The sequence below is a fragment of the Sphingobium sp. CCH11-B1 genome (assembly GCF_001556865.1).
Taxonomy (GTDB): Bacteria; Pseudomonadota; Alphaproteobacteria; order Sphingomonadales; family Sphingomonadaceae; genus Sphingobium.
The window spans coordinates 1-23,296 of record NZ_LSJY01000177.1 but is presented as its reverse complement, the minus strand read 5'-3'; the positions used below and the strand labels follow the sequence as shown (position 1 = coordinate 23,296).

The window sequence follows — 23,296 nt, the reverse complement described above, 5'->3', positions numbered from 1 at the left end:
CCTCGGAACGAATGAAGCCAATCCTTGAGCATTGCGTGTGGGGGCCCCCAACGCGTCAACAGAAGGAACCGTTCAATGCGATCTTGACAAGGCCCGGATCATACAAGTCGAGATACGCCATGTAGGCCGCGTGGTCGCGCGTGTAGATGTCGGGCGCGACGATATCGATAGCCGGTGCTGCGGCCTTGTACACGTCAATGACGAAATGCACCGGCCCGCCGCTTGAATAGGTCGTCGCAGGCTGGCGTCCGAACGCGCCGGCCAGCGCCGCATTCACGTACATCGGCAGTGCTTTCACCGCCTTCCCGGCCGCGGCGATCTCGTTGATGTAACTGGCGATCGACCAGGCATGGAAGAATTCGTCGGCATCGCCGCCGAAAACCTGACGCCATGTGCCGGGCTTCTTCTTCATTTGCTTGAGCAGCGGAGCGGGCACCTGCCCATCGAAAAGCTTCTGCGCGACAGGGGAAAAATCGCGGACCGATCCATAGGAGCCGACCTCATTTTCCGGCTGAACCATGATCACGGTATTCTGCGGGTCGTTCTTCTTGAGATATTCCATCAGTTTCACGAAGGCATGCTTGTCGGCCTCCAGGGTCGAGCGATAATGCGGCGACAGGGCATAATGGACCTCGCCTTTGGCATTGATCATGTGGGGGAAGCGCTTCTGGTCGAGCTTGACCCAGGCCGGCGCGTAGGCAGGGGCAGTGTTCTTCCACGTTCCGAACCACAGCAGGACAAGCCGGACGTTGTTTGCCCTGGCCTGGGGAAGGAGGACGTCGAGAAAGGAAAAGTCGAATTTCCCCTCCACCGGTTCGATCTGTTCCCACCCGACCGGGACCTCGACCGTATTGGCGTGCATCTTCCGGATGGCGGGCCAGACCTCTGGCAACATGTCGGGGTAGTTGGCCGAATTGTTGACCTGCGCCCCCAGCATGAGGAACGGTTTGCCATCGACGATGAACGCGTGGTTCCCTCCCCGGCTTTCGAGGCGCGGGATCGGGTTTTGCTCGGTCTGGGCCGTACCTGGCGCGGCGAGCAGCGCAAGCAACAGAACAGGATATTTCTTCAAGGCTTTCATGGCGTTCCTCCCCTACCGGCGGGCCTCAATTCAGCGGCGGGCAGAAGCCACCGGGCGCCTGCGTCGTCAGTTCCACATTGGCGATGGATATGGTCAGGGGGCCAGTCGTCGCGAGGCTCCAGGCAGGATGGACATGCGACATGTCGCCGCCGCCGCGCTGTGCGAAGCATTTGAGCGGGATCCGCGCCGTTTTCCATCCTTCGGACGAACGCAACAGGTCGGTGACGTCGACCGTGCCCCACCCCATTGCGAGGGTGACCTTATCACTTGCCGGGCGATCGACCCGGTATGTCATTTGCAGCATCATGTCGGCGTTGGTTTCGAAACCAAGATCTATGTCTTGCCCGTCTATCGTTGCCCTGCCGGCCGCGGATCGCCAGCTAAGCTGCATGGCGCCTTCCTGGCGAACCGCCGAATCGACCGGGACGCGCGTGACGGTCGGATCGACCTGCAGTGCAAAAGGCTTTTGAACGCGACCATCGACATAATAGCGGTTCTTGTTGACCGGCGTGCCGTCGATGCCCGGAACCTCGCCGAGCAATCCAACTTTGCCCGGTTTGGCGTAGCTCAGTCCGTATCCGAAGGGGAACAGGGGATCATAGCCCGCCTGGTTCCTGTTGAGTGCGAACTGCGCGGCCGTTTTGGGCCAACTGAAGGATAGCCGACCCGAGAAGTCCTGGCGCGGGCGTCCCGCCGCGTCCCCGACGATCACATCGGCGATTCCGCCGCCCTCGCTTCCGGGGAGCCACGCGGCCACGAAGGCATCGGATTGGTTCAGCTCGGGATTGACCCACATCGGGCGGCCGGAGAGAAATACCGAGATCACCTTGATGCCGGCACCCTTCAATTTCTTGAGCAGCGCAAGCGCCTGTTTGTCGCCCGGTTCGAACTCCAGCGATCGGATGTCGCCACTGCCCTCGGCATAGGGCTTCTCACCGAATACGACGATGGCCAGATCAGGCTTGGCCGCATAGCTGCCATCGGCGCTGAAGGTCGCACTGCCGCCACCTGCCTTCATGGCCTCTGCGACGCCGGAAAAAATCGACTGCGCGTTGGGGAAATCTGCATTGCTGTTGCCATCCCCCTGCCAGGAAAGCGTCCAGCCGCCCGACTGCTGACCGATATCGTCCGCGGCGTTGCCCGCGACCAGAATGTTCGCGGAAGCCTTAATCGGCAGCACGCCGTCATTCTTGAGCAGGACGAGCGATTTGCGGACGGCTTCCCGCGCGAGGGCGCGATGATCGGCCGCCCCGATCAGATCGGCGCGCTGCTCGAACGGCCGAGCAGGATCGAACAGCCCGGACTTGAACTTGATCCGCAGGATCCGCCTCACAGCGTCGTCAATCCGAGCCATCGGGATCACACCTGCGCGCGCCTGCTTCACCGTGTTTTCGAACAGGCCCTTCCAGCTATCCGGCGCCATCGCCATGTCCAGCCCCGCATTGAACGAAGCCGGGCAATCGGTTGCCGTGCAGCCGGGCAACTGGGCATGCCCGTTCCAGTCTCCAACGATGAACCCGTCAAAGCCCATCCGTTTCTTGAGAACATCCGTCAGCAAGGACTTGTTGCCGTGCATTTTGACGCCTTGCCAGCTGTTGAAGCTCGCCATGATGGTATGCGTTCCGGCATTGATCGCCGGGGGATAACCCGCCGCATGTATGGCGATCAGTTGCTTTTCGGAAACCTCGGTATTGCCTTGGTCCATGCCATCGATGGTTCCGCCGTCGCCAAGGAAGTGCTTGGCGCTGGCGGAGACATGGCCGTTCTGGATGGACCCCGTTCCGGGCTTGCCTTGCAACCCCTCGATCATGCGGCCGGCATAGGCGGCGACGAGCGAGGGATCTTCTGAATAGCTTTCATAGGTGCGACCCCAACGGTCATTCTGGACAACGGCCAGCGTTGGAGCAAAGGCCCAGTCGATCCCGGCGGCACTGATCTCCTGTGCTGATGCGGCGCCGATGCGACGGACCAGTTCCGGTTCGTTCGCTGCCCCAAGCGCAATATTATGGGGGAACAGCGTCGCGCCGACCACATTGTTGTTCCCGTGCACCGCATCAATACCGAACATGATCGGGATTGGCACATGGCCCGGGCGCTTCTGCATCGCGACTTGGTTGAAAGCGTGGACAGTGGCGATCCACGGCCCGGCAGCAGAGCGGTCGGGCGCTCCGATCGGTGGCGAACTTCCCCCGGCAAGGATGGACCCCAGGGGGTATTTGACAAGATCCTCCGGCTTGATCGAGGCAGTATCCGCCTGAATCATCTGTCCGACTTTTTCTTCCAGCGATAGCTGGGTCAGCAATGCGGTGATTTTCGCTTCGGTGTCTTCGCTGATCAGGCCTGCACTATGCGCCTGCGGCCACTGGGCGGGATGGGCGACGCCCCGCATCTGGGTTTGGGCATTTAAAACGTTAGCTGCGGCAAACGCAAATGGCAGCGAGAGGCCTAAAATCGCGGCCCTCTTGTGGCAAACTCTCATTTCAAACAATCCCTCCGTCCCTTCCCTTGTCTATTTGTCTTACAAAATGCAAACTGCGCTATCAAGGTCGGTCGCAACGGAGGTGAAGTTTTTCACTTCGTTCCGACATGGATGAAGCGGGAGCGGGATGAATGGCGACAAGGCAGTATATCCGATGGGTTGGCATGATAGGTTGCCTGTTGGTGGCGGGCCTGTTGGCCCCCATCGTGGACAGTGCCGCGGCTGCGCACACTTCCGGACGCTCGCGAACCGTACTGACCAACTGGCGCTTCACCCTTGGCGACGTGATGAATGGCGGGATTGCGGACTTCGACGATTCGGGTTGGCAGCGCATATCTGTGCCCCACACCTACAATGCCGCGGATGGCGACGATGGTGGCACCTATTATCGCGGCGTCGGCTGGTATCGGACGACGTTCCACTTACGCGAAAAGTCCAAGCAACGGCGATACTTCCTGGAATTCGATGGCGCGGCCCTTGTGGCCGACATTTGGGTAAATGGCGTGCGGGTCGGTCGGCACGAGGGCGGCTATGCCCGATTTCGCGTCGATGTAACCGACACATTCGTACGGGGTCTGAACCGGATCGCGGTGCGCACGGACAATAGCCGCCGTCACGACGTCGCGCCGCTCGGAGGCGACTTTACTGTTTTCGGAGGCTTGTATCGGCCGGTCGCAGTCATCGAAACCGACGCACTTCATTTCGACATGATGCATTTCGGTGGGCCAGCCATTGCGATTGCCACACCCGGGGTCACGCGCGAAGCCGCCACCATCGTCGCGCGCCTGCGGCTATCGAATGCGGAGGCTGGACAGACGGCGCGGTACCGGGCCGAACTCCGGGATGCGCGCGGCCGCACAGTCGCGGATGGCGCGGGAGAGATCAGCATCGCTGCAGGAGGCCTCGCAGAAGCCGAGATCAGGCTCGAAGTTGCCAGGCCGCATCTTTGGAACGGGATAGCTGATCCCTATCTCTATCGCTTGGTCGCGACCGCGCTGGATTCGCGCGGCGCCGTGCGCGATCGTGTGGAACTCCCGGTCGGTATCCGGTCGATTGTCGTCACGCCGGACCGAGGCTTGCTGCTGAACGGGCAACCTTACCGAATCCTCGGCGTCAATTATTTTCACGCGCAGCGACCCGGCAAGGGAACGGCCGTTAGCGATGCCGACGTTACCCGCGACATGGCGATTATAGCCGATATGGGTGCGACGGGAGTGCGTCTGGTGCACTATCAGCATCCGCAACGCGCCTATGAGGAAGCAGACCGGCGCGGTTTGTTGGTCTGGACGGAAATACCGCTGAACAGCGCCATCGATCCCGGTGAGCCCTTCGCAGCAAACGTCCAACAACAGATGCGCGAACTGATCGCCCAGAACGCGCATCATCCGTCCGTTGCGGTGTGGGGGATCGGCAACGAAGTTTATGAGGCCAGCGCGGACGCGATCCGCGTGCTCGCGACCGCTCAGGCGGCTGCGCATGAAGCCGACCCCGGTCGCCCCACCACCTACGCTCACTGCTGCCAGGCCGACAATTCGCCCAAGGCGCTGGTTGCCGATCTTGGCGCGTTCAATCGCTATTTTGGCTGGTATCCTGACCAGAAAGGATCACTGGGCCAATGGGCGCGCGCATTTCACGCGACTTTCCCGGATCGTCCCTTTGCTGTTGGCGAATATGGCGCAGGGGGCGGCATTCTCGCTCAGGAAAGCGATCCCGGGCCGCCGGTCACCACCAGCAGATGGCATCCTGAGCAATATCAGGCGCTGTATCATGAGAAGAACTGGCGCGAAATTCGCGACCTGTCCTATCTTTGGGGGAGCTTCGTCTGGGTCGCGTTCGACCTTGCGTCTGATGGAAGAAACGAAGGCGATCGGCCCGGGATCAACGACAAGGGCCTGGTCAGCTATGACCGCGCAGTCCGCAAGGATGCCTATTTCTGGTATCAGGCGAGCTGGTCGGGAAAGCCCATACTGTACCTTACGGAGCGGCGACATGACCGCCGCCGGGCCAATCGGGTCACGGTTCGCGCATACAGCAACCAGGAGCGGGTCGGCCTGACCGTGAACGGTCGGGATTATCCCAGCGTTGCGGTAGTCGATCATGTCGCCCGTTGGGATCGGGTCGAACTGGCCCCAGGCAAGAACCGGATCGAAATATCGTCCGGCAAGCTGCGTGATACCGCAGTCTGGACTCTCGAGCCGTAGGTGGATTTCTGGGACTTAGGTCAGCAAATAAAGTCCGGGCAGGTGACGCTGCCGGACCTTGCAGCCGGATCAGTCAACCGGGCGGATTTGGATAGCGCCGCCGCCGCCCTCAGCCATCTTGATGGTCACGGAATCGCGGCTTGTTACGGCCATGGATGTCTTTTTCACCTCGCTGGGCGTGGCGCCGTCCTGCCAAAGCTGCGCCTCGAACCGGCCTGCGCCGAGCAGACTCAGCGGGATCGTGACGGTGCGCGCCTCGCCGGCATTCATCGCCCCGATGAACCAGTCGCGTCCCTTGCGGCGAGCAAGAATGATGTGGCTGTCAGGCGTGCCGCCTATGAAGCGGGTTTCGTCCCACGCTGTCGGGACAATCTTTATGAAATCGAACCCGCTGGCGTTGGCATAGGCTTCCGGCGCGTCTGACACCATCTGCAGCGGGCTGTCATAGACCACGTACATGGCCAATGCCTGGCCGCGACTGTTCTGGCTGACCGGCATCGAGCCGTCGCTGGGGCCGGCGGCTTTCCCGCCATTGCGGAAGCCGCCGGGCGTATAGTCCATCGGGCCGGCCAGCATCCGGGTGTAGGCCAGCTTGACATTGTGTGCCGGCGTGACGGCACCCCAGGCGATCTTGTCATACTCCGCACCCATCACGCCTTCCTGTGTGATATAGTTGGGATATGTTCGCTGCATGCCCGCAGGCAGGAAAGCGGCGTGCATGTCGAGCAGGAGCTTGCGCTTGGCGGTTTCGCGTGCGGCGCGGGTATAGAAATCGACAATCTGCTGGTCCTGACGGTCCATGAAGTCGACCTTGATTCCCTTGATGCCCCAATTCCTGTACTGATCGAGAACCTCTTCCATGCGCGGCGCGAGATGTTCCCAGTGGACCCACAGCAAGAGGTCGACCCCCTTGCTGCCGGCATATTTGACGAGCGCGGGGATATCGATGCCGGGCTCGGCGCGAAGAATGTCCGTGTCCTTGTTGGCAGCGCAACATCCACCCGAATTCAGCGCCCAGCCAGCGTCGATCAGGAAATAGGGCAGGCCGGAAGCGGCTGCAAAGTCGATGAACTTGCGAAAGCGTTCCATGGTGGGCTTTGCGCTCTGCGTGGGGCCTGACCACCAGTCCCACGCAGCCTTGCCGGGCTTCACCCAAGAAAAGTCACCGCTCGGTTGGCGGGCGAGATTGCCGACGAGCTGGGAGGAGATGAGGTCGCCGGCGCGATCGCCCAGCATTATCACCCGCCATGCCGTTTCCATGCCATTATTTGACTGCACGGCAACCGTCGGGCGGTCTCTGCGTGGGGTGAGTTCCACTTGCAGGGTGTCGCCGGAGCGACGCAGGACCGAGCCGGTATAGCCCTCGATCCCAGACTGCAGTATGGCGAAATGATTGCGGCCCGAAGATGTGGCACAGGTCGCGAGATGATCATAGCGCTTCTCCGGATCGAGCGTTGCAACCGGCAGGTCTTGCCAGTCGCGCTCATGCGAGCCGCTGGTTTCGGTGAACAGGCAGTGAGCGCCGGAGGGCAGGCGGTAGCCCGTTCGTTCGCCGGCAATTGCGACTGGTCCGGGCGCAGGGATTATATAACGAAACGCGACCCCGTCATTGTAGGCGCGCGCCTCGATTGAGAGGATGCGCCCGGCCGGACCGGTCTCGTGAAAGCGGATGGTTGCGCCGTTGTAGCGATCGACTGCTTGGCTCGCTTTTGTCGCGATCAGCGGCAAGATCCTGTTCACCGAGCGCCGCTCAACATTTATGGTTTTCAGCGGTTTGAAGGATGGGGCATCGGCCAGGACGATCCCGAGTGGCGCCTGTTTGGCTATGGTCTCGCCGCCGCGCGTTACCGAATAGGTCAAGCCATCCGCCGCTATCCGCATTTCAACCGACTTGTCCGGCGAGGCGATAACGATTGCCGACGTGGCCGCGAGCGCGAAAGTGAGCAACGTCTGATCTCCCGTTTACATTTGTTATGGAGGGATGAATATCGACCCATTAGCTGAATCTGGTCCCATGCCCTTATATGTCAGACAAAATCTGCAGGCAAACGGGAATTGGGGCCTGCGAATGGCGATAAGCGTCGAGAGAACCTTTAAGCCTACTCCGAGATCAGACGACTTTCGAGCAAAGTCCTGCTGCCGTAACCCCGACTGGCACGTATATGAAAATTAATTTTTATCAGTCAACATGTAGTTCTGCGACTGCAAAGATATATGCCGGTCACTTGTGCGAGATTGTCAATGTTCTAAGAGTTATTCCCTTGCTGAGAGAAATGGCGTAACGGCCCGCTCAACGAGGCTCCTATATAGTATTTATGCTCTATCCGCTGGAAAGGTCGTTGATGAAGAAGGCAGCCGCCCGGGAGGACGCCGTTGGTGACGGCAAGAGATTACGCATACACGGCACCATTGCGCGCGATATCGGCATTGCCATTGTCTCGGGCCGCTATAGGCCCGGAGAATTGCTGCTTGGCGAGGTCGATGCCAGCGAGCGGTTGAAGATTTCGCGAACGGCCTATCGGGAGTCATTGCGGATATTGTCCGCCAAGGGACTGGTCGAATCCCGGCCCAAAACCGGAACGAAGGTGTGCTCGCAGGACAAATGGCACCTGCTGGACCCCGATGTCCTGCAATGGATGTTCGAATTCGAACCCAGCGATTTCTTGCTTGAAAGCCTTTTCGAGCTTCGTCGCTTTGTCGAGCCGGAAGCTGCGGCTTTGGCGGCGGTCCGGCGCAGCGACGAGCAAGTCACGCGGATGGAAACCGCGATCAACAATATGACCAGGCACACTCTGGCAACGGAGGCCGGTCGTGAGGCGGACAAGGATTTTCACGCCGCCTTGCTTGAGGCCACCGGAAATCCTTTCATGATGACACTTACCGGCGGGGTCAGCGCAGCGGTCGCCTGGACAACCGTTTTCAAGCATCGGGTAGCGCCGTTGCGTCGCGATGCGATTCCCGATCACCGCCGAGTGTTCGAATGCGTCAAGGCCGGCGATCCGGACGCGGCGCGCCAGGCCATGGCCGATCTGGTTCATCTGGCCTTGCTGGATACCAAGCCGATTGTGGCCCAGTCTCGATAGGCCGTCCCCGAAATCGGATGAGAAGTCCTGTCTCGAGGGGCGGGCCCGCTCTTTTGGGGCTATGGGCCTAGCTTGACTTGAGGTTCCCGTGCAGCAGCGCGAAAGCCTCAACCCAATCGGGTCGAGGCCCTATTCCGCTCCGACGGTCGCCGGCTGAGATAGTCCGCCGATCAGGCTCGGGCGACTTTCCACCAGCAGCACGACGACATGTTCCTCGCTGCCCGCTGGCACGGTCACCGCCAGCGGAGCCTCCGCAAAATCGGTCTTCTCAGCGACCTTGTGTCCGTCGAGCCAGATTTCGGCGCGACCGATGATGCCGCCGAAGCGCAAGATCCCTCCGTTGGCCTGCACCCGCCGCCGGGCAGTGAAGGTGGCGCGGAGCGACATCCACTTGCCTTCGCCCTGCGCCGCTTCGATCTGACCCGTGCCAAGCCACAGCCAGCTGTTCATGTCCGAATCGATCGGTTTGCGCATGGGATCGGGCTTCTCCGTCGATGCAGGGGACTGCCGCCAGCCTTCGAGCGTCTGCACCGATGGGGTGGCCGCAACCTGCGCCCGCGGGTTGGCGTCAAGGCGCGCGATGGTCGCCTGCCCGGTTTTGACGCCCGGCGCCTGAGCGGTGATGCGGAGCGGTCCGCGTCCGGCATCGGCTCGTACGATGATCTGCGCCAGCCCGTTGAACAAATTGCGGCGGTCGCCCTTTTCAGGTTCGTGGCTGTTCGGATCGCCATTACCCAGGCCGATGATGGTGCCACCTGAAATCGTGAAGCGGACGGGAAGTCGGGCGGTGGGCACGTGGCGGCCACGGCCATCGATGGCGTCGATGGTTATGGGCTGAGCATCCTCCCCGTCGCCCGCCATGACGGTCCGGTCGGGCGTCAGGCGCAGCGCGACGGGCGCGCCCGTGGTCTCGACCGCGGCGCGGGCTACCTGTCGTCCGGCGCGATAGCCAATCGCTTCCAGCCGGCCCGGCGCCCAGGGAACTTGCCAGCGCGGCATCTCAAACCGATCCACCGCCTTTTCGCCCAAAGGTCGCCCATTCAGGAACAGCGCAACCCGTTCGACATTGGTCATCGCCATCACAGTGACCGGTTCGCCGTCGTGCCCGGCCCAGTTCCAATGGGGGGCCAGATCGAGCAATGGCCGGTCATCGATCCATTGGGCTCGGTGCAGCCAATATGCGGTCTTTGGAAATCCGCACAGATCCATGATACCGAAAAAGCTGGATGCCGAAGGCCATTCGTAAGGCGTCGGTTCCCCGCGATAATCGAAGCCGGTCCAGACGAAGGCTCCGGCCACGAACGGACGCGTCGCGACCGCCTTCCACGCCTCGCGGTGCGTGTTGCCCCAGCTCGAACGCTCATCGTCGTAGGAAGCGAAGACATGGTTGGCGGGGTCGCTCTGGAACGCGCCGCGCGTCATGAAGGCGCTGGTGTCTTCGGAACTGGTGATCGGCACATCCGGATGCGCCGCGTGAAATTGGTCATATAGTCCCGGCTGATAATTGAAGCCGACGACATCGACCGCCTGACTGACATTGTGCGGGGTGAAGAGGCCCGCGTTCATCGCGGCGGTGACGGGGCGGCTCGGATCGAGTGCTTTCACTTCGCTTGCCATGCGGCGGACCATCTCATAGCCCGCCTCGCTGCCCTGCGTCGGCTCTTCGTTGAATACCGACCACATGATGATACTGGGCCGGTTGCGATCGCGCCGCACCAGCCAACGCAACTGTTCCATATAGTCGGGGCTGACGTTGAAATTGCGGTTCTCGTCCATGACCAGCATGCCGAGACGATCGCAGGCGTCGAGCAGTTCGACCGGCGGCGCATGGTGCGAGCAGCGGATGGCATTGGAGCCCATGTCCTTGAGCCTGCGGATTCGCCATTCCCACAGCGCATCGGGAACCGCGACGCCAACGCCCGCATGGTCCTGATGATTGCAGGTGCCCTTTATCTTAAGCGGTTCGCCATTGAGGAAAAAGCCCTTGTCGGCATCGAACCGGACGGTGCGAAAGCCGATCCGCAGCGCGCGTCGATCAGCCGTATCGCCTGGACCAGTAAGGGAAAGCCGCAGCGTATAGAGATTGGGATCGTCCACGGACCATAGACGAGGCGAGGGGATCGCCAGCTCAAGTTTCGCCTCGGTACTGCCCAGCGGCGGAACCGTTGTTTCAACCTTGCCCGTGGCGACGGTGCGGCCATCCGCGTCGCTGAGCGCGGCGACCAGCGTCGCTCGAGCATCGGCCTTGAGGATGCTGGACAGCGAAGCGGTGATCGGCACGGTCCATCGACCATCGGCGCTGAGGCGCGGATCGGCGTGGATGCCGTCGGTCTGGATATGCACCGGCGGCCGCTTGGCCAGCCAGGCGTGGCGATAAATGCCGGCACCCTCATACCACCAGCCTTCCATCTTCTCCGCATCGACCCGGATCGCAATGCTGTTGAGATCGTGGCCGAAACGCGCCATCGGCGTCAGGTCGATATAGATGGAATTATACCCGCTCCAATTATGAGCGGCGACCGATCCGTTGACCCAGATCGTGGCATTGGTGGCTATAGCGCCAAATTGGAGTTCCAGATATTTGCCGCGATCCGCCGGGTCCAATCGCAAAGCCCGCCGATACCAGGCATAGCCGCGCTGCCGATAGCCCTGCGAGGGGTTCGCGTCAGGGTCGAATGGCATGTCGACCGCCCAGTCATGCGGCAGATTGACAAGTGGCCAGTCCGAATCGTCGAAGTTGATCGCCGCCGCGCCTGGGGCCTGACCGGCCTTGGCGTTTGCATAGCTCGACCCATGGCCCTTTATCGTCGGGAATGGGATGTCCCCCTGGTGAAATTGCCAGGCCTTGTCGATCAGCAATTTGCCGGGTTCGTCCGGCTCTGGCCGCGGGGGCATGGTGTTACGGGACGGGGGCATCGGCAGATCGGGGCCGGCCTTATCAAGAGGAACCCGAGCGCTGGCCTTAGCGAGAGGGGTTATGGCAGCAACGCTGCCGATGGAGGCAAGAAATGCACGCCGTTCCATAAATGATATATTCCCTGGTCGATATGTTGGCTTCACTGCTCTTGCCGCGCGAGAGCTATGGCATGGAGGCCGGGATCGGGCCGTGGCTGGCCGCGAAAGCCGTAAGCAGTCTGGGCCAGATCGAGGCTGGCTGCTGGAGGGCAGCCGCACGCCGAAGCCGTGTCCGCCCGTTTCGAAGATATGAGGTGCCACAGGCCGTCCGGCGGTCCGCATCGCTTCATACATGGCAAGACTGTGCGCTGCGGGAACGGCGCCGTCATCGACCGTGCTGAGGAGGAAAACGGGCGGCGTACCGCTTGTCACGCGCTGGTTGACGGAAGCCATTCTCAACGCTTCCGGCGACGCGCCTTGGCCCAGCAGATTGTCGCGCGACCCTGCATGGGCGAGCGCCGGTGCCATGCCCATGGCGGCGCCAATGCCGATAAAAGTGCGACGGGGCAGCTTCACGCTGGCGTCTTTCGGGCATCGGCGATGGCGGGCATGTCGATCATAAATCCTCTGTCTATTGTATTTGTATGAGTATAATGAAGGCTGCTGGCGGTCAACGCGCTAAGGCAAACCGTTATTAGATTGGAAGCACAAGCCTTGCGACGATGTGGTCTGAGTTGAAGGTGCGATGGGCGGGTTGTCGCCGAATGGATGTGTAAGGGGAGGTTCTGAATGCGAAAGCTAGGCGCTCTTTTGCGGCTCGGTTCGGTTCTGGCGGGGGCGTATCTTTTCGCCATGCAGGCCCAGGCGCAGGTTCAAACTGGCGCTTGGCCCGGTGGCAGGAAGACCGCTGTCGTTCTGACCTATGGCGATTCGCTGGACTCGCAACTCGACATCGCGTTGCCCGCTCTGGATGCGGCTGGTCTGAAAGGGACGTTTTTCCTGATCGGAAGCCAGATTCGACCTGACCAGATCGGACGATGGCGCGCGGCGGCTGCGGCAGGCCATGAGCTTGGCAATCATACGGTTCGCCACGCCTGTCCGCAGGCCAGCTATCCCCCCGCGCGCAGGCTAGACGCAAGCGATTCTTATGACGTGGAAATGATGCTCGCGGAAATCCGCGCCATGAACAGCATGCTGACGGCAATCGACGGCAAGCTTCAACACGGTCTGGCGACGCCGTGCGGACAGCATCTGGCCGGGGGGCAGGACTATCTCCCGGCCCTTCGGGCTAACGGTCTTGTCCGTTACACCCGAAGTGCCGAAGGAGCGAGCGAAAGGGCGTTCGACCCGATGAACCTGCCTTGCATCTGGTTCGATGAAAAGGCGAGCGGAGCCGACATGATTGCCGCGGTCGAAAAAGCCGAGCGCAATGGCGGCTTGCTGATCATCGGTTTCCATGGCGTGGGCGGTGACTATCTGAAAGTGAACCGCGGTGCGCATGCGCAACTGCTGGCCTATCTGAAGCAAAACGCGGCGACCATTTGGGTCGCGCCGCTCATGACCGTGATGGAATATGCCGTCCATTGAAGAAACATGGGAAAGGGTCGCTACCTCTCGGCGCATGTGGCCGGAACCGTGAGGATAGCGGCCATAAAAGTTTCAATCGCACCTTAGCATTCTGGCAGCGTAGTCAGGGGCATTATCATTTTCAGGGTGGACGATCGTTTTCATAAAGAACATAACAAGAACATAGTGAGCGATTCGTCATGTCTGAGCCTGTTTCCATCAGGGGCGACCGTCCGGCAAACGGTGGTGCGTCCGCCGATCCGTCAGCGATCCCGCTGCTGGAAAGGGGCAGGCTGCACGAACTCCACTGTTTAGGGGAAGGCAGGGCGGCTGCGCTTTCCTTCGCCCTCGCGATGGGGCAGTGGGACAGGGATGGGATGGTCTTCGCCCTGCATGTACGGCGCAAGACCAGTCTGCCGCTGATTTTTTTCGGCGACGGACTGAGCGCGCTTGGGTTTCCGCCGGAGCGGTTGACCATCGTCGAGGCGGCCAATGAGGTCGACATGCTGCGCGCCTGTCACGATGCCGTGCGATGCAGCGGCGTCGCAGCCGTACTGATGCAGGCGGAGGGGCGCTTCGCCGATTATGATCTGACCGCAAGCCGCCGCCTTGTCCTGGCGGCGGAGGCCTCCAAAAGCTGTGTGATGCTGTTGCGGGTGGGGGCGGAGCCACGATCGAGCGCTGCACAGACACGCTGGTCCATATCCAGCGCGCCGTCGGTTCCCTTGGAGGCAGACGCGCCGGGAGGGCCTGCCATTCATGTCGAACTGCTCCGTAACCGCGGGGGGAGGGCAGGGAGAAGCTGGCGGCTGATATGGGATGAAGAACATGGAACATATCGGGATGCAGGCGCGCGACAGGCGATGCCTGGCGCTGTGGTTCCCCTTTCTTTCCTGCGAACGGGCGCGATCGGCGGAGCAAGCTGATCCGGCTGAGGATGCTGTACCCTTTGCGCTGGTGCACCGCACCGGCAATGCCTTGCGCCTGACGGCGGTGGATCGACGGGCAGCAAGACAGGGGCTGGTCGTGGGTATGACGCTTGCCGATGCGCGAGCGCGCTGCCCTGATCTGGTGACGCAGCAGGCCGATCCTGCCGCCGATGCCCTGCACCTTGGCCGAATGCTGGAGAGGATGCGGCAATTCACGCCCATGGTGGCGCTCGATCCGCCCGATGGCCTGATCCTGGACATCAGCGGCTGCGCCCATCTGTTCGGCGGGGACGATGCCTTGGCCGAACTGGCGCGGCAGAGCGTTGGCCATGCCAGCCGCCATGCCTTCGGCTCCAATGCCGTGGCGGCGCGGGCGCTGGCCCGCCATGCCCGCTCGGCGGAGGAGCGGCGGCAGGAAAATGTGGCGGTGTTGCCGGTCGCCGCGCTTGAACTGGAGGATTCCGCGCTGGCGGCGCTGCGGCGGGCGGGGCTGCGCACGATCGGCGATCTTGCTTCTCGACCAATGGGAATGATCGCTGCGCGCTTCGGCGAGCAGGCGGTCGCCCGGCTGCGCCAGATCATGGGAGGGGCGGCCAGCCCGGTCTCGCCGTCCCGTCCCGCTGTGCCGATCCGTGCCGAAGCGCGCTTCCCCGAACCCATCGCCCGCACCGACGATGTGATGGACGTCATCGAATCGCTATTGGGACAGGCCGCCCGGCAGATGGAGGCACGCAAACTGGGCGGTCGGCGCTTCGCCATACGCCTGTTGCGAAGTGACGGCGCGCGTCAGGGGCTTGCCATCGATACCGGGCAGCCGGTGCGCGATCCCGCCGTGGTGCTGCGCCTTTTGCGGGAGCGGATCGACAGGATGGCGGATCCCCTGGATCCCGGTTTCGGTTTCGATGCGGTTCTGTTGGCGGTTCCCCATGTCGAACCGCTGGCAGAACGGCAGCAGGCGATGGACGGCGAAGGCAGCGCCGCCAGCGAACGGGAAGTCATGACCCTGATGGACAGGCTCGCCATTCGTCTCGGCAGCGGCAATGTGACGCGCCTTCAGCCCTGTGACCGCCACCTTCCGGAGCTTTCGCAGCGACCGGTTCCCGCGGTGCAGGCACGCATCACAGCTTGGCCGGCGCAGGATCGGCCGCCACGCCCGCTCTTGATGTTCGATCCGCCCCAACCTGTCGCGGTGATCGCCGGTGTGCCTGACGGTCCGCCGCTGCGCTTTCGCTGGCGCGACAAGCTGCATGAAGTGACCCTGGCTGAAGGTCCGGAGCGGATCGGTGCGGAATGGTGGCGCCGGCGGCAGGGACATCAGCCCGGCGGCGCCGGCCAAACGCGCGATTATTACCGGATCGAGGACAAGGAGGGACGCCGTTACTGGATGTTCCGCCACGGCCTGTTCGGCGAGAAGGGGGAGATTGCCTGGTACCTGCACGGGCTGTTTCCATGACCGCGGCAGAAGCGAAGGGGAAAGCGCCGACGCCGCCGTTCGGGGAAGTCGTCGCGGCGACCAATTTCAGCTTCCTTCGCGGCGCGTCCCATCCCCAGATCATGGTGCAACAGGCGGCGCATCTGAAGATGACCGGTCTTGGCATTGCCGACCGCAACAGTGTGGCCGGGGTGGTGCGCGCGCATCGGGCGATCAAGGAACTGGGGCAACTGGCCGCGGGGATGCGCCTGGTCGTCGGCGCGCGGCTGGTCTTTGCTGACGGAACACCCGACATCGTCGCCTACCCAAGGACGCGGTTCGGCTGGGGAAGGCTTACGCGCCTCCTGACGCTGGGCAATCGCCGCACGGTCAAGGGCGAATGCGAACTGATCCTGAGCGACCTGATAGACCATGCGCAGGACATGGCGCTGATCGCGATGGACGGTGATGCCGGTCTGCTGACACGGTTGAAGGAAGCCACGCCCCACCTCTGGCTCGCCGCGACGATGCACCGGGAGGGACGCGACGCGCGCATGCTGGCAAGGCGCAAGGCACTGGCGGCGCGATGCGAAGTGCCGCTGATCGCCACCAACGACGCGCTGTATGCCGAAGTCGACGATAGGCCGATGCAGGATGTGCTGACCTGCATCCGCGAAGGGCTGACGGTGCAGACGGCCGGACGCCGCCTTGCCGCCAACGCCGAACGGCACCTTAAAAGCCCGCAGGAAATGACGCGGCTGTTCACTGCCTGCCCCGAAGCGATTGCCGCCACGCAGGATCTGTTCGCCTGCATCGGCTTCACGCTGGACCAGCTGGAATATGAATATCCCCATGAGCCTGTGCCGGACGGGTGGGAGCCGCAGGACTGGCTGGAGCATCTGGTGCAGGAGAAGGCGAAGGAGAAATTTGCCGACGGTCTGCCGCCGCGTTACCGTGAGACGCTGAAGGAAGAGTTCGACCTGATCCGCCTGAAAAACTATGCCTATTATTTCCTGACCGTTCACGACATCGTCGCCTATGCCCGCAGCCTCGATCCGCCGATCCTGTGCCAGGGGCGTGGGTCCGCCGCCAATTCGCTCGTCTGCTATTTACTGGGCGTGACGCCGATCGATCCGGTCGAACAGCAACTGCTCTTCTCCCGCTTCCTGACCGAACAGCGCAGCGAACCGCCCGATATCGACGTCGATTTCGAACATGAGCGGCGCGAGGAGGTGATGCAATATATCTACCGCCGCTACACGCGCGACCGGGCGGGCATCGCCGCGACCGTCATTCGCTATCGCCAGCGTAGCGCGGTGCGCGAAGTGGGCAAGGCGTTGGGCCTGACGGAGGATGTGACGGCCCGCTTGTCCGGCACGGTATGGGGCTGGGGCGGCGAGGGACTGCCCGAAAGCCGGGTCGCGGAGGCGGGATTCGATCCCGCCAATCCCGAACTCGCCCGGCTGCGCGAGATGGCGGATCGGCTCTACGAATTTCCCCGCCACCTGTCCCAGCATGTGGGCGGTTTCGTGCTGAGCCAGGGCAGGCTCGATGAACTGGTGCCGATCCACAATGGCGCGATGCCTGACCGTACCTTCATCGAATGGGACAAGGACGATCTTGAAACGCTCAAGCTGATGAAGGTGGACGTTCTGGCGCTCGGCATGCTGACGGCGATCCGCAAGAGTTTCGACCTGATGCGGGCGCATGGGCTGGGCGATCTGACGCTGGACAGGGTGCCGAAAGAGGATCAGGCGACTTACGCCATGCTCCAGAAGGGCGACAGCATCGGCACTTTCCAGGTCGAAAGCCGCGCCCAGATCGCGATGCTGCCGCGGATGAAGCCCAAGGAACTTTACGATCTCGTTATCCAGGTCGCGATCGTGCGGCCGGGGCCGATCCAGGGCGGCATGGTGCATCCCTATCTGCGGCGCAGGGCTGGGGAGGAATCTCCCGATTATCCCGGCCCACCGGATCATCCTTTCGAATTGAAGGAAGTGCTGGAAAAGACCAGGGGCGTGCCCCTGTTCCAGGAACAGGCGATGCGGCTCGCGATCGTCGCCGCCAGGTTCACGCCGGAGGAAGCCGATGGCCTGCGCCGCTCGATGGCGACCTTCCGCAATCGTGGCGACATGCACAAATGGCAGGAGAAGTTCATCGGCGGCATGACCGGCCGGGGCTATCCACTGGATTTCGCGGAACGCTGCTTCGAGCAGATCAAGGGCTTTGGCGAATATGGCTTCCCCGAAAGCCATGCGCAGGCGTTTGGCTGGCTCGCCTATATCTCCTCCTGGTTGAAATGCCATTATCCCGCCGTCTTCACCTGCGCGCTGCTCAACAGCCAGCCAATGGGCTTCTATGCCCCGGCGCAACTGGTGCGCGATGCGCAGGAGCATGGCGTGGAAGTGCGCCCCATCGATGTCCAGGCGAGCCATTGGTACAGTAGGCTGGAGGGCGAACGGGTGTTGCGCCTTGGCTTCGACCGGATCGACGGCTTCCGCGAGGAATGGGCCAGGGCGCTGGTCTCGACGCGGGAAGCGAGCCCTGTGCGCGACATGGAGGATCTGGCGCGGCGGGCCGGCATGCCGGCGCGGGCGCTGCATTTGCTGGCGGATGCGGACGCGCTGCGCTCCATAGGGCAAAACCGGCGTGAGGCAGGGTGGGAGGCGCGACGCGTGCCGCCGATGCAATTGCCGCTCTTCGCCGCGCAAGACCTTCCTGAACTGGGGCGAGAGCCGGATGCCGCCTTGCCGCCCATGCCCTTGTCGGAAGAAGTCGCGATCGATTACCAGACCCATCGCCTGTCACTGAAGGGCCATCCCATGCAGTTTCTGCGCAGGCGCTTCGCGCGTCATGGCGTGATCGACTGCGCGGCGGTCAATGCGGCGAAGGATGGTGCGAAGGTGCGGGTGGCAGGTGTCGTCCTGATCCGCCAGCGGCCGGGCAAGGGCAATGCGGTCTTCATCACGATCGAGGATGAAAGCGGGATCGTCAACGCTCTGTTATGGGCGCGGGAGATGGAGAAGCAGCGGCGCGCGGTGATGGCGTCGCGCCTGATGCTGATTGACGGGACGGTCCAGCGCAGCAAGGAGGAAGTGGTGCACCTGATGGTCGACCGGGTGACGGATGCCAGCGGAGCGCTCGACTGGCTGCAGGAACAGCCGATGAGCCGCAGCGACGAAGTCACCCATCCGGGCCACCCCCGCGCCGCGCCGTCGCCGCGAAGGCACCCCAGGGACGTGCGAATACTACCAAAATCGCGCGATTTTCATTGAAACTACGGGCTCACCGCTTCTGCGCGAACCAGATGACATGGCGTGGTCCCTTGCCATTGTCGCGCGCCTTCACTGCCACTTCGTCGACCAGGAACCCCGCATTGCGAAGGCGGCGGGTGAAGGCGTCGTCCGATCCCGCAGACCACACCGCCAATATGCCGCCGGATTTCAGCGCTGCCTTTGCCGCCTCCAGACCCGCCGCCGAGTAAAGCCGGTCGTTCGCCGCCGCCGTCAGCCCGTCCGGCCCATTGTCGACGTCCAGCAGGATCGCGTCATAGGTGGCGCGCGCCCGGCCAATAACCGGCACCACATCCTCGATCAGCAGGGTGACGCGCGGATCGTCCAGGCATCCGGCCATCAATTCGACCATCGGCCCACGCGCCCATTCGATGATTTCCGGCACAAGTTCGGCCACCGTCACGCCGGCCGCCCCGTCGAGAGCGCCGAGCGCCGCGCGCAGGGTGAAGCCCATGCCATATCCGCCGACCAGCAGATGCGGCGCCGTGCGTCCCTTCAACCGGTCGATCGTCATGAGCGCCAGCTGCTTTTCCGAACCGCTCATGCGGCTGCTCATCAGTTCGTTGCGGTCGAGAACGATCATATGATCCGTGCCACGCCGGTAGAGCTTCAGTTCCTGACCGCCCGGCACCTGAGCCGAACCGAGATATTCCCGCGGGATCATCACCCTGTCCTTCCATCCGCCGGCCTGCCGCCAGCCGTCAGGCGCATGGCAGCTTGGCTTCCTCCACGCAAATGCTACAGGCTCCCGACGACATAATCCTTCCCTCGCGAGCAGACAGTCATTCGTACATGCGGTATTTTCTCGATACGGAATTCAACGGTTTCGGCGGCACGCTGATCAGCGTCGCGCTGGTTCCGGAACATGGCGATCAGGAATTCTACGTTTCCCTGCCCCTGCCGGACGAGATCGAGCCGTGGGTCGCCAAGCATGTCATACCTTATTTGCGCCATGTCCCGCCGGGCATCGACCTTGAACTCAATCGGGTGGAGGCCGCCGATCATGTCGCCGCCTATCTGGAAGGCGACGGCGATCCCGTCATCATCGCCGACTGGCCGGAGGATCTCGCCCATTTCTGCGCTTTGCTGGTGACGGGACCGGGCAAGATGGCGGGCGTTGATTTCGGCCTGCGTCTCGAACTCATCAATGCGGCCGGTTTCAGTGCCGCGGCCAACAGCCGTGTACCCCACAACGCCCTGCATGACGCGCGGGCGCTGCGCGATTTCTACATGGCGGATTGAGGGACGGCCTTCCGCCCCAGCCGGCTGCGCTCCAGCCACCACAGCAGCAGGCTCGCCGCCATCCAGCCGATCCACCATATCCAGGGGGACGCGCGCTCACCGGTGGGCGCCTTGGCATTTGGCGATCCGTCCGATGCACGCAACATCGTGGCGGTTCGATCCCGCATCTGCCGCGCCGCTCCCAATTCATTGCGGGGATGGACGTAGAAGATCCGCATCTGCCCCCCCGTTTGAACCTGATGAAAGCCTGAAACACGCGGCCAATATGCGCCGCAGCCATGGACGGGCAGCATCATCGCCTTCCTGCCGTCCGGCGCGATCACGCTCGCTGGACCCTGCAAGTCGCACAGAGTCAGGCGTTCATCCTGCCAGGACATATGGGGATCGAACCCCGTGTGGGGGGCGGGTCGCAATACCGCATTCAGCAGAGCGCTCCACCAGTCATTATGCAGTTCGCGCCGGCCGGTCAGGATCAAGCCGTAGCTGTCGATCGCGGTAAACAGCGCGATGCGTCCCATCCCGGCCTGCCGCCACGCCGCCAGTCCAGTACCGCCATTATCGTCCAGCAACGGCACCGTGCCGGTCCCGCCGGGCACTCGATCAAGTCGGCTGACGTCGGGCAGGGCATCGTCGGGCGACGCGATGTCGGTCGGCACATCTTCGTTCGCGATGCCGTGCCGGGTGCGCGCAATCGGTTCAGCCGGGGCCGCCGGCAAGGCCAGCGACACCAGCCGGGTCGTCCCCTTCAAATCGAAACCCAGCGCTTGCCATTGAGCAATGCTGGTCGTCTCCGCCGGCCCGCCAGCATGCAGTATCAGCCCCATGCCGCTCCGGACGGCGGTCATCAGCGCATCGCGTGCCACCGGCCAGACCCGGTCGTCGACGATCGCGGCATCGAACCGTCCAAGGCTCGCCGCATCCAGGCGCACCGGCGCATCGCCCAACACTATGCCGCCGCCGGCGCTGATCTGTGTCGTGACGTCATAGCCGGCGTCGGTCGCCCAGCGGCGCAGGAATTTGACTTCGGCCCCCGGCGCGCCGGCAAGGATGAGGAGCCTGGGTGCCTTGACGCCTTCCACCAGGACGGGGACGGACGCTTGATCGATGAGGCTGCCATCCTTGCGCAGACGCAGCGTGAAGATCGCCGGTCCTGCGGCGCGCGCCGTACCCGCGAGCAGGACATGGCCCGCCGCGTCAGGTTCGCCCCGGTCCGTGACGCGCCCGGCGGGATCGATCAATTCGATCATGCTTCCTCGCGCTTCGGAAACCGTGGCCCCCACTAGGAAGCGCGCGCCCGGGGCGACCGTCCCCGGCGGCGAGAGGGCGATGATGCCAACGGGCGGCCGTCCCGGCCTGAAGCGCAACGCGACATCTGGCAGGGCGTCGATATCGCGTGGGGTAAGACCCTGACCCAGGACCTCGACGGTCTGAACGCCCGGTTGCCGGCGAAGGGCGGTGCCGAGATCGGGGACGCCTATTCCGCCGGCGGCCGAAGCCTCGGGCAGGGTGAAGAATGGCTCCCGGCTACCTGCGGCGAGGGACGATGTGCCCCCCGTCGCCACCCGCAACAAACGCGCGCCATCGCTCACGGCTGGTGGGAACAGGGCGCAGTAGAGCAGCGCGCATGTCAAGGGCTGAAGGACCAGCAGCGCGGCCAGCCTGCGCGGCGCAGCCTGTCCGGTTCGGGTCGCGCGGCGATGCCACATCACCAAGCGAAGGCAGGCGACAACAGCGACGATCCCGACGATCAAAGCGACAAGATACTGCATGATCATCGCGATCCATCCTGGATGGCGCGCAGATAACGCCGTCCGGACTCATTCGGAGGCGCGCGACGGATCGATTGCCCCAGCGGCCTTTCCATGGTCGTCCACAGCAGAGCGCGCAGCTTCGCGCGGCAGCTTGTGCAGCCGGGCTCCTGACGAACGGCGTCGATCGCTCCACTGAGTGCAAGCGCGTCCGGCACTCTGGCGGCGCTGGCGCGAACCCACCTGTCCAGCGGACCGAGATCGATCGGGCCCGGTATGGCATCGGGGCCGTCCCCCAATGCGCGCCATGCGGCGGCAGCGGGACCATCGTTGCGCTCGACCGGAAACACAGGGAGCGCTGCGCCGGCGATACCCTCCCGCTTGCCTGTCATGCGCCGAGTGGGGTCGATCGGCGGCAGCTCAGGCCCGACGCGCGACAGGAAGACGCGGGTCGCCTGTTGCACCTCCTTGATGAAGCGCAGCGCTTTGTAGGCGTAAGGCAGCGCAAGATCCGGATGGCCGAGCTTCAGTTCGCGCTCCGACTGCCACATCTCGTCCACCGCCTGTTTCAATATTGCCCGCGTTTCAGGGGCCAGGCTGGACGCGGGCGAATCGTCATGGGGATGACCGAATTCGGCCAGCACGTCTTCCGGCGCGCCAAAGCCGACCGAGGGCGTGGCGGGGGCACCGCCATGATCATGACCGTCGCCATCGGTATGACCATCGCCATGGTCGTGACCGTCGCCGTCCGTATGATCATCGCTTGTGGGCAGCTGCCGTTCGCCTTTCTCTTCGCCGCCCAGGAACTGGCTGTAACGTCCGCGCAGGATTTGCTGATCTTCCCCGATCGCCGTCGAACGCTTGAGATATCGATCGCCCGATAGCGCGCGCCGCTGCTTTATCAGCGCTTCGGCATCGATGATGATCTGCCGCTGGCTCCGGAAATAGGCCGGCAGGGTGGTGTTCACCATGCCCGTCAAGCCGCTGCTTTCGGGCTGCTTTGGGGAAGGCCAGCGCAGGACCAGGCTGGGGCCGCGCATTTCCTGCGGCGCGGGCGCGCGATTGTCGCGTACAATGAGCTGCACCACCATGTCGCCCCCGGCGACAAAGCCAAATTGGCCAAAGGCAAGCGCGGGCGCGAACCGGCGCTCCTTCGTCGAACCGATTCCGTTGATCGGGATTTCCCGCTCGGTGAAGCGCACATTTTCGCCTTCGCCCATGGCCAGCGTGACTCGCAGGCGCGCCACGGGAGCGACGCCATAATCGTCCGTCGCTACGAAGACCGGGCTCCAGCTGCGTTGCCCCGGTTGCACGATGCTGAGGGACTGTTCCGGACTTAATATCTTGATCTGCGGCGGGGCGTCGATG

The 23,296-nt window shown here is 63.1% G+C and carries 13 protein-coding genes and 1 pseudogene; 7 read left to right on the top strand and 7 right to left on the bottom strand.

The annotated features are described in order from the left end of the window. Positions 1 to 55: 55 nt before the first annotated feature. Complete coding sequence (locus AX724_RS17815; protein WP_156448150.1) at positions 56 to 1,081, bottom strand: beta-galactosidase; 1,026 nt, start codon at positions 1,079 to 1,081, stop codon at positions 56 to 58. A 25-nt stretch (positions 1,082 to 1,106) separates the two neighbouring features. Continuing rightward, positions 1,107 to 3,470: a glycoside hydrolase family 3 protein gene (locus AX724_RS17810; protein WP_197421625.1), complete on the bottom strand. Its 2,364-nt coding sequence runs from the start codon at positions 3,468 to 3,470 to the stop codon at positions 1,107 to 1,109. Between the two features lie 221 nt (positions 3,471 to 3,691). Between AX724_RS17810 and AX724_RS17805 the strand changes: the two genes are divergently transcribed. Then, positions 3,692 to 5,761, top strand: a complete 2,070-nt coding sequence (locus AX724_RS17805) for a glycoside hydrolase family 2 protein (protein ID WP_231736744.1) — start codon at positions 3,692 to 3,694, stop codon at positions 5,759 to 5,761. 69 nt (positions 5,762 to 5,830) lie between these two features. Here AX724_RS17805 and AX724_RS17800 read toward each other — a convergent pair whose 3' ends face one another. Beyond that, positions 5,831 to 7,708, bottom strand: a complete 1,878-nt coding sequence (locus AX724_RS17800) for a glycoside hydrolase family 97 protein (protein WP_066769031.1) — start codon at positions 7,706 to 7,708, stop codon at positions 5,831 to 5,833. 368 nt (positions 7,709 to 8,076) lie between these two features. Here AX724_RS17800 and AX724_RS17795 point away from each other — a divergent pair, with 368 nt between their 5' ends. Beyond that, positions 8,077 to 8,844 (top strand): FadR/GntR family transcriptional regulator, encoded by a 768-nt coding sequence (locus tag AX724_RS17795; protein ID WP_231736743.1) that lies wholly within the window; start codon positions 8,077 to 8,079, stop codon positions 8,842 to 8,844. A gap of 129 nt (positions 8,845 to 8,973) precedes the next feature. On the opposite strand, the gene galA is transcribed toward AX724_RS17795, so the two are convergent. Continuing rightward, entirely contained in the window at positions 8,974 to 11,739 is a 2,766-nt protein-coding gene (galA, locus tag AX724_RS17790; protein ID WP_231736742.1) for a beta-galactosidase GalA, read from the bottom strand. A gap of 789 nt (positions 11,740 to 12,528) precedes the next feature. Here galA and AX724_RS17785 point away from each other — a divergent pair. From AX724_RS17785 to AX724_RS17770, 4 genes are all read left to right on the top strand, one after another. Continuing rightward, positions 12,529 to 13,326, top strand: a complete 798-nt coding sequence (locus AX724_RS17785; protein ID WP_066769024.1) for a polysaccharide deacetylase family protein — start codon at positions 12,529 to 12,531, stop codon at positions 13,324 to 13,326. Between the two features lie 179 nt (positions 13,327 to 13,505). Continuing rightward, complete coding sequence (locus AX724_RS17780) at positions 13,506 to 14,231, top strand: ImuA family protein (RefSeq protein ID WP_156448149.1); 726 nt, start codon at positions 13,506 to 13,508, stop codon at positions 14,229 to 14,231. Further along, positions 14,134 to 15,687: a Y-family DNA polymerase gene (locus tag AX724_RS17775; protein ID WP_231736741.1), complete on the top strand. Its 1,554-nt coding sequence runs from the start codon at positions 14,134 to 14,136 to the stop codon at positions 15,685 to 15,687. Before AX724_RS17780 ends, AX724_RS17775 begins: the two co-directional genes overlap by 98 nt. Then, a complete protein-coding gene (locus tag AX724_RS17770; protein WP_066769018.1) occupies positions 15,684 to 18,920 on the top strand; it encodes an error-prone DNA polymerase in 3,237 nt (1,078 codons plus the stop codon). The genes AX724_RS17775 and AX724_RS17770 overlap by 4 nt, the downstream gene beginning before the upstream one ends. 10 nt (positions 18,921 to 18,930) lie before the next feature. Here the strand turns inward: AX724_RS17770 and AX724_RS17765 are convergent, their stop codons facing one another. Beyond that, on the bottom strand, positions 18,931 to 19,602 hold the full coding sequence (locus AX724_RS17765) for a spermidine synthase (protein WP_066769017.1): 672 nt from the start codon (positions 19,600 to 19,602) through the stop codon (positions 18,931 to 18,933). Between the two features lie 128 nt (positions 19,603 to 19,730). On the opposite strand from AX724_RS17765, the gene AX724_RS17760 reads away from it, so the two are divergent. Beyond that, the gene (locus tag AX724_RS17760; protein WP_066769015.1) at positions 19,731 to 20,180 is read left to right on the top strand and encodes a hypothetical protein; all 450 of its coding nucleotides are present in this window, start codon (positions 19,731 to 19,733) and stop codon (positions 20,178 to 20,180) included. Here AX724_RS17760 and AX724_RS17755 read toward each other — a convergent pair. Together AX724_RS17755 and AX724_RS17750 are read right to left on the bottom strand one after the other, a co-directional pair. Then, positions 20,165 to 21,949, bottom strand: a complete 1,785-nt coding sequence (locus AX724_RS17755) for a carboxypeptidase regulatory-like domain-containing protein (RefSeq protein ID WP_331711459.1) — start codon at positions 21,947 to 21,949, stop codon at positions 20,165 to 20,167. The two genes, AX724_RS17760 and AX724_RS17755, sit on opposite strands and share 16 nt — an antisense overlap. 2 nt (positions 21,950 to 21,951) lie before the next feature. Continuing rightward, positions 21,952 to 23,296 (bottom strand): annotated as a pseudogene (locus AX724_RS17750) (DUF4175 domain-containing protein); the annotation flags it as partial.

What these genes read in the sequence shown, in the direction of transcription:
- AX724_RS17815 (WP_156448150.1), bottom strand. Translation starts at nt 1,081, where the DNA reads ATGAAAGCCTTGAAGAAATATCCTGTTCTGTTGCTTGCGCTGCTCGCC.
- AX724_RS17810 (WP_197421625.1), bottom strand. Translation starts at nt 3,470, where the DNA reads ATGCGGGGCGTCGCCCATCCCGCCCAGTGGCCGCAGGCGCATAGTGCA.
- AX724_RS17805 (WP_231736744.1), top strand. Translation starts at nt 3,692, where the DNA reads ATGGCGACAAGGCAGTATATCCGATGGGTTGGCATGATAGGTTGCCTG.
- AX724_RS17795 (WP_231736743.1), top strand. Translation starts at nt 8,077, where the DNA reads ATGCTCTATCCGCTGGAAAGGTCGTTGATGAAGAAGGCAGCCGCCCGG.
- galA (WP_231736742.1), bottom strand. Translation starts at nt 11,739, where the DNA reads ATGCCCCCGCGGCCAGAGCCGGACGAACCCGGCAAATTGCTGATCGAC.
- AX724_RS17785 (WP_066769024.1), top strand. Translation starts at nt 12,529, where the DNA reads ATGCGAAAGCTAGGCGCTCTTTTGCGGCTCGGTTCGGTTCTGGCGGGG.
- AX724_RS17780 (WP_156448149.1), top strand. Translation starts at nt 13,506, where the DNA reads ATGTCTGAGCCTGTTTCCATCAGGGGCGACCGTCCGGCAAACGGTGGT.
- AX724_RS17775 (WP_231736741.1), top strand. Translation starts at nt 14,134, where the DNA reads ATGGAACATATCGGGATGCAGGCGCGCGACAGGCGATGCCTGGCGCTG.
- AX724_RS17770 (WP_066769018.1), top strand. Translation starts at nt 15,684, where the DNA reads ATGACCGCGGCAGAAGCGAAGGGGAAAGCGCCGACGCCGCCGTTCGGG.
- AX724_RS17765 (WP_066769017.1), bottom strand. Translation starts at nt 19,602, where the DNA reads ATGATCCCGCGGGAATATCTCGGTTCGGCTCAGGTGCCGGGCGGTCAG.
- AX724_RS17760 (WP_066769015.1), top strand. Translation starts at nt 19,731, where the DNA reads ATGCGGTATTTTCTCGATACGGAATTCAACGGTTTCGGCGGCACGCTG.
- AX724_RS17755 (WP_331711459.1), bottom strand. Translation starts at nt 21,949, where the DNA reads ATGCAGTATCTTGTCGCTTTGATCGTCGGGATCGTCGCTGTTGTCGCC.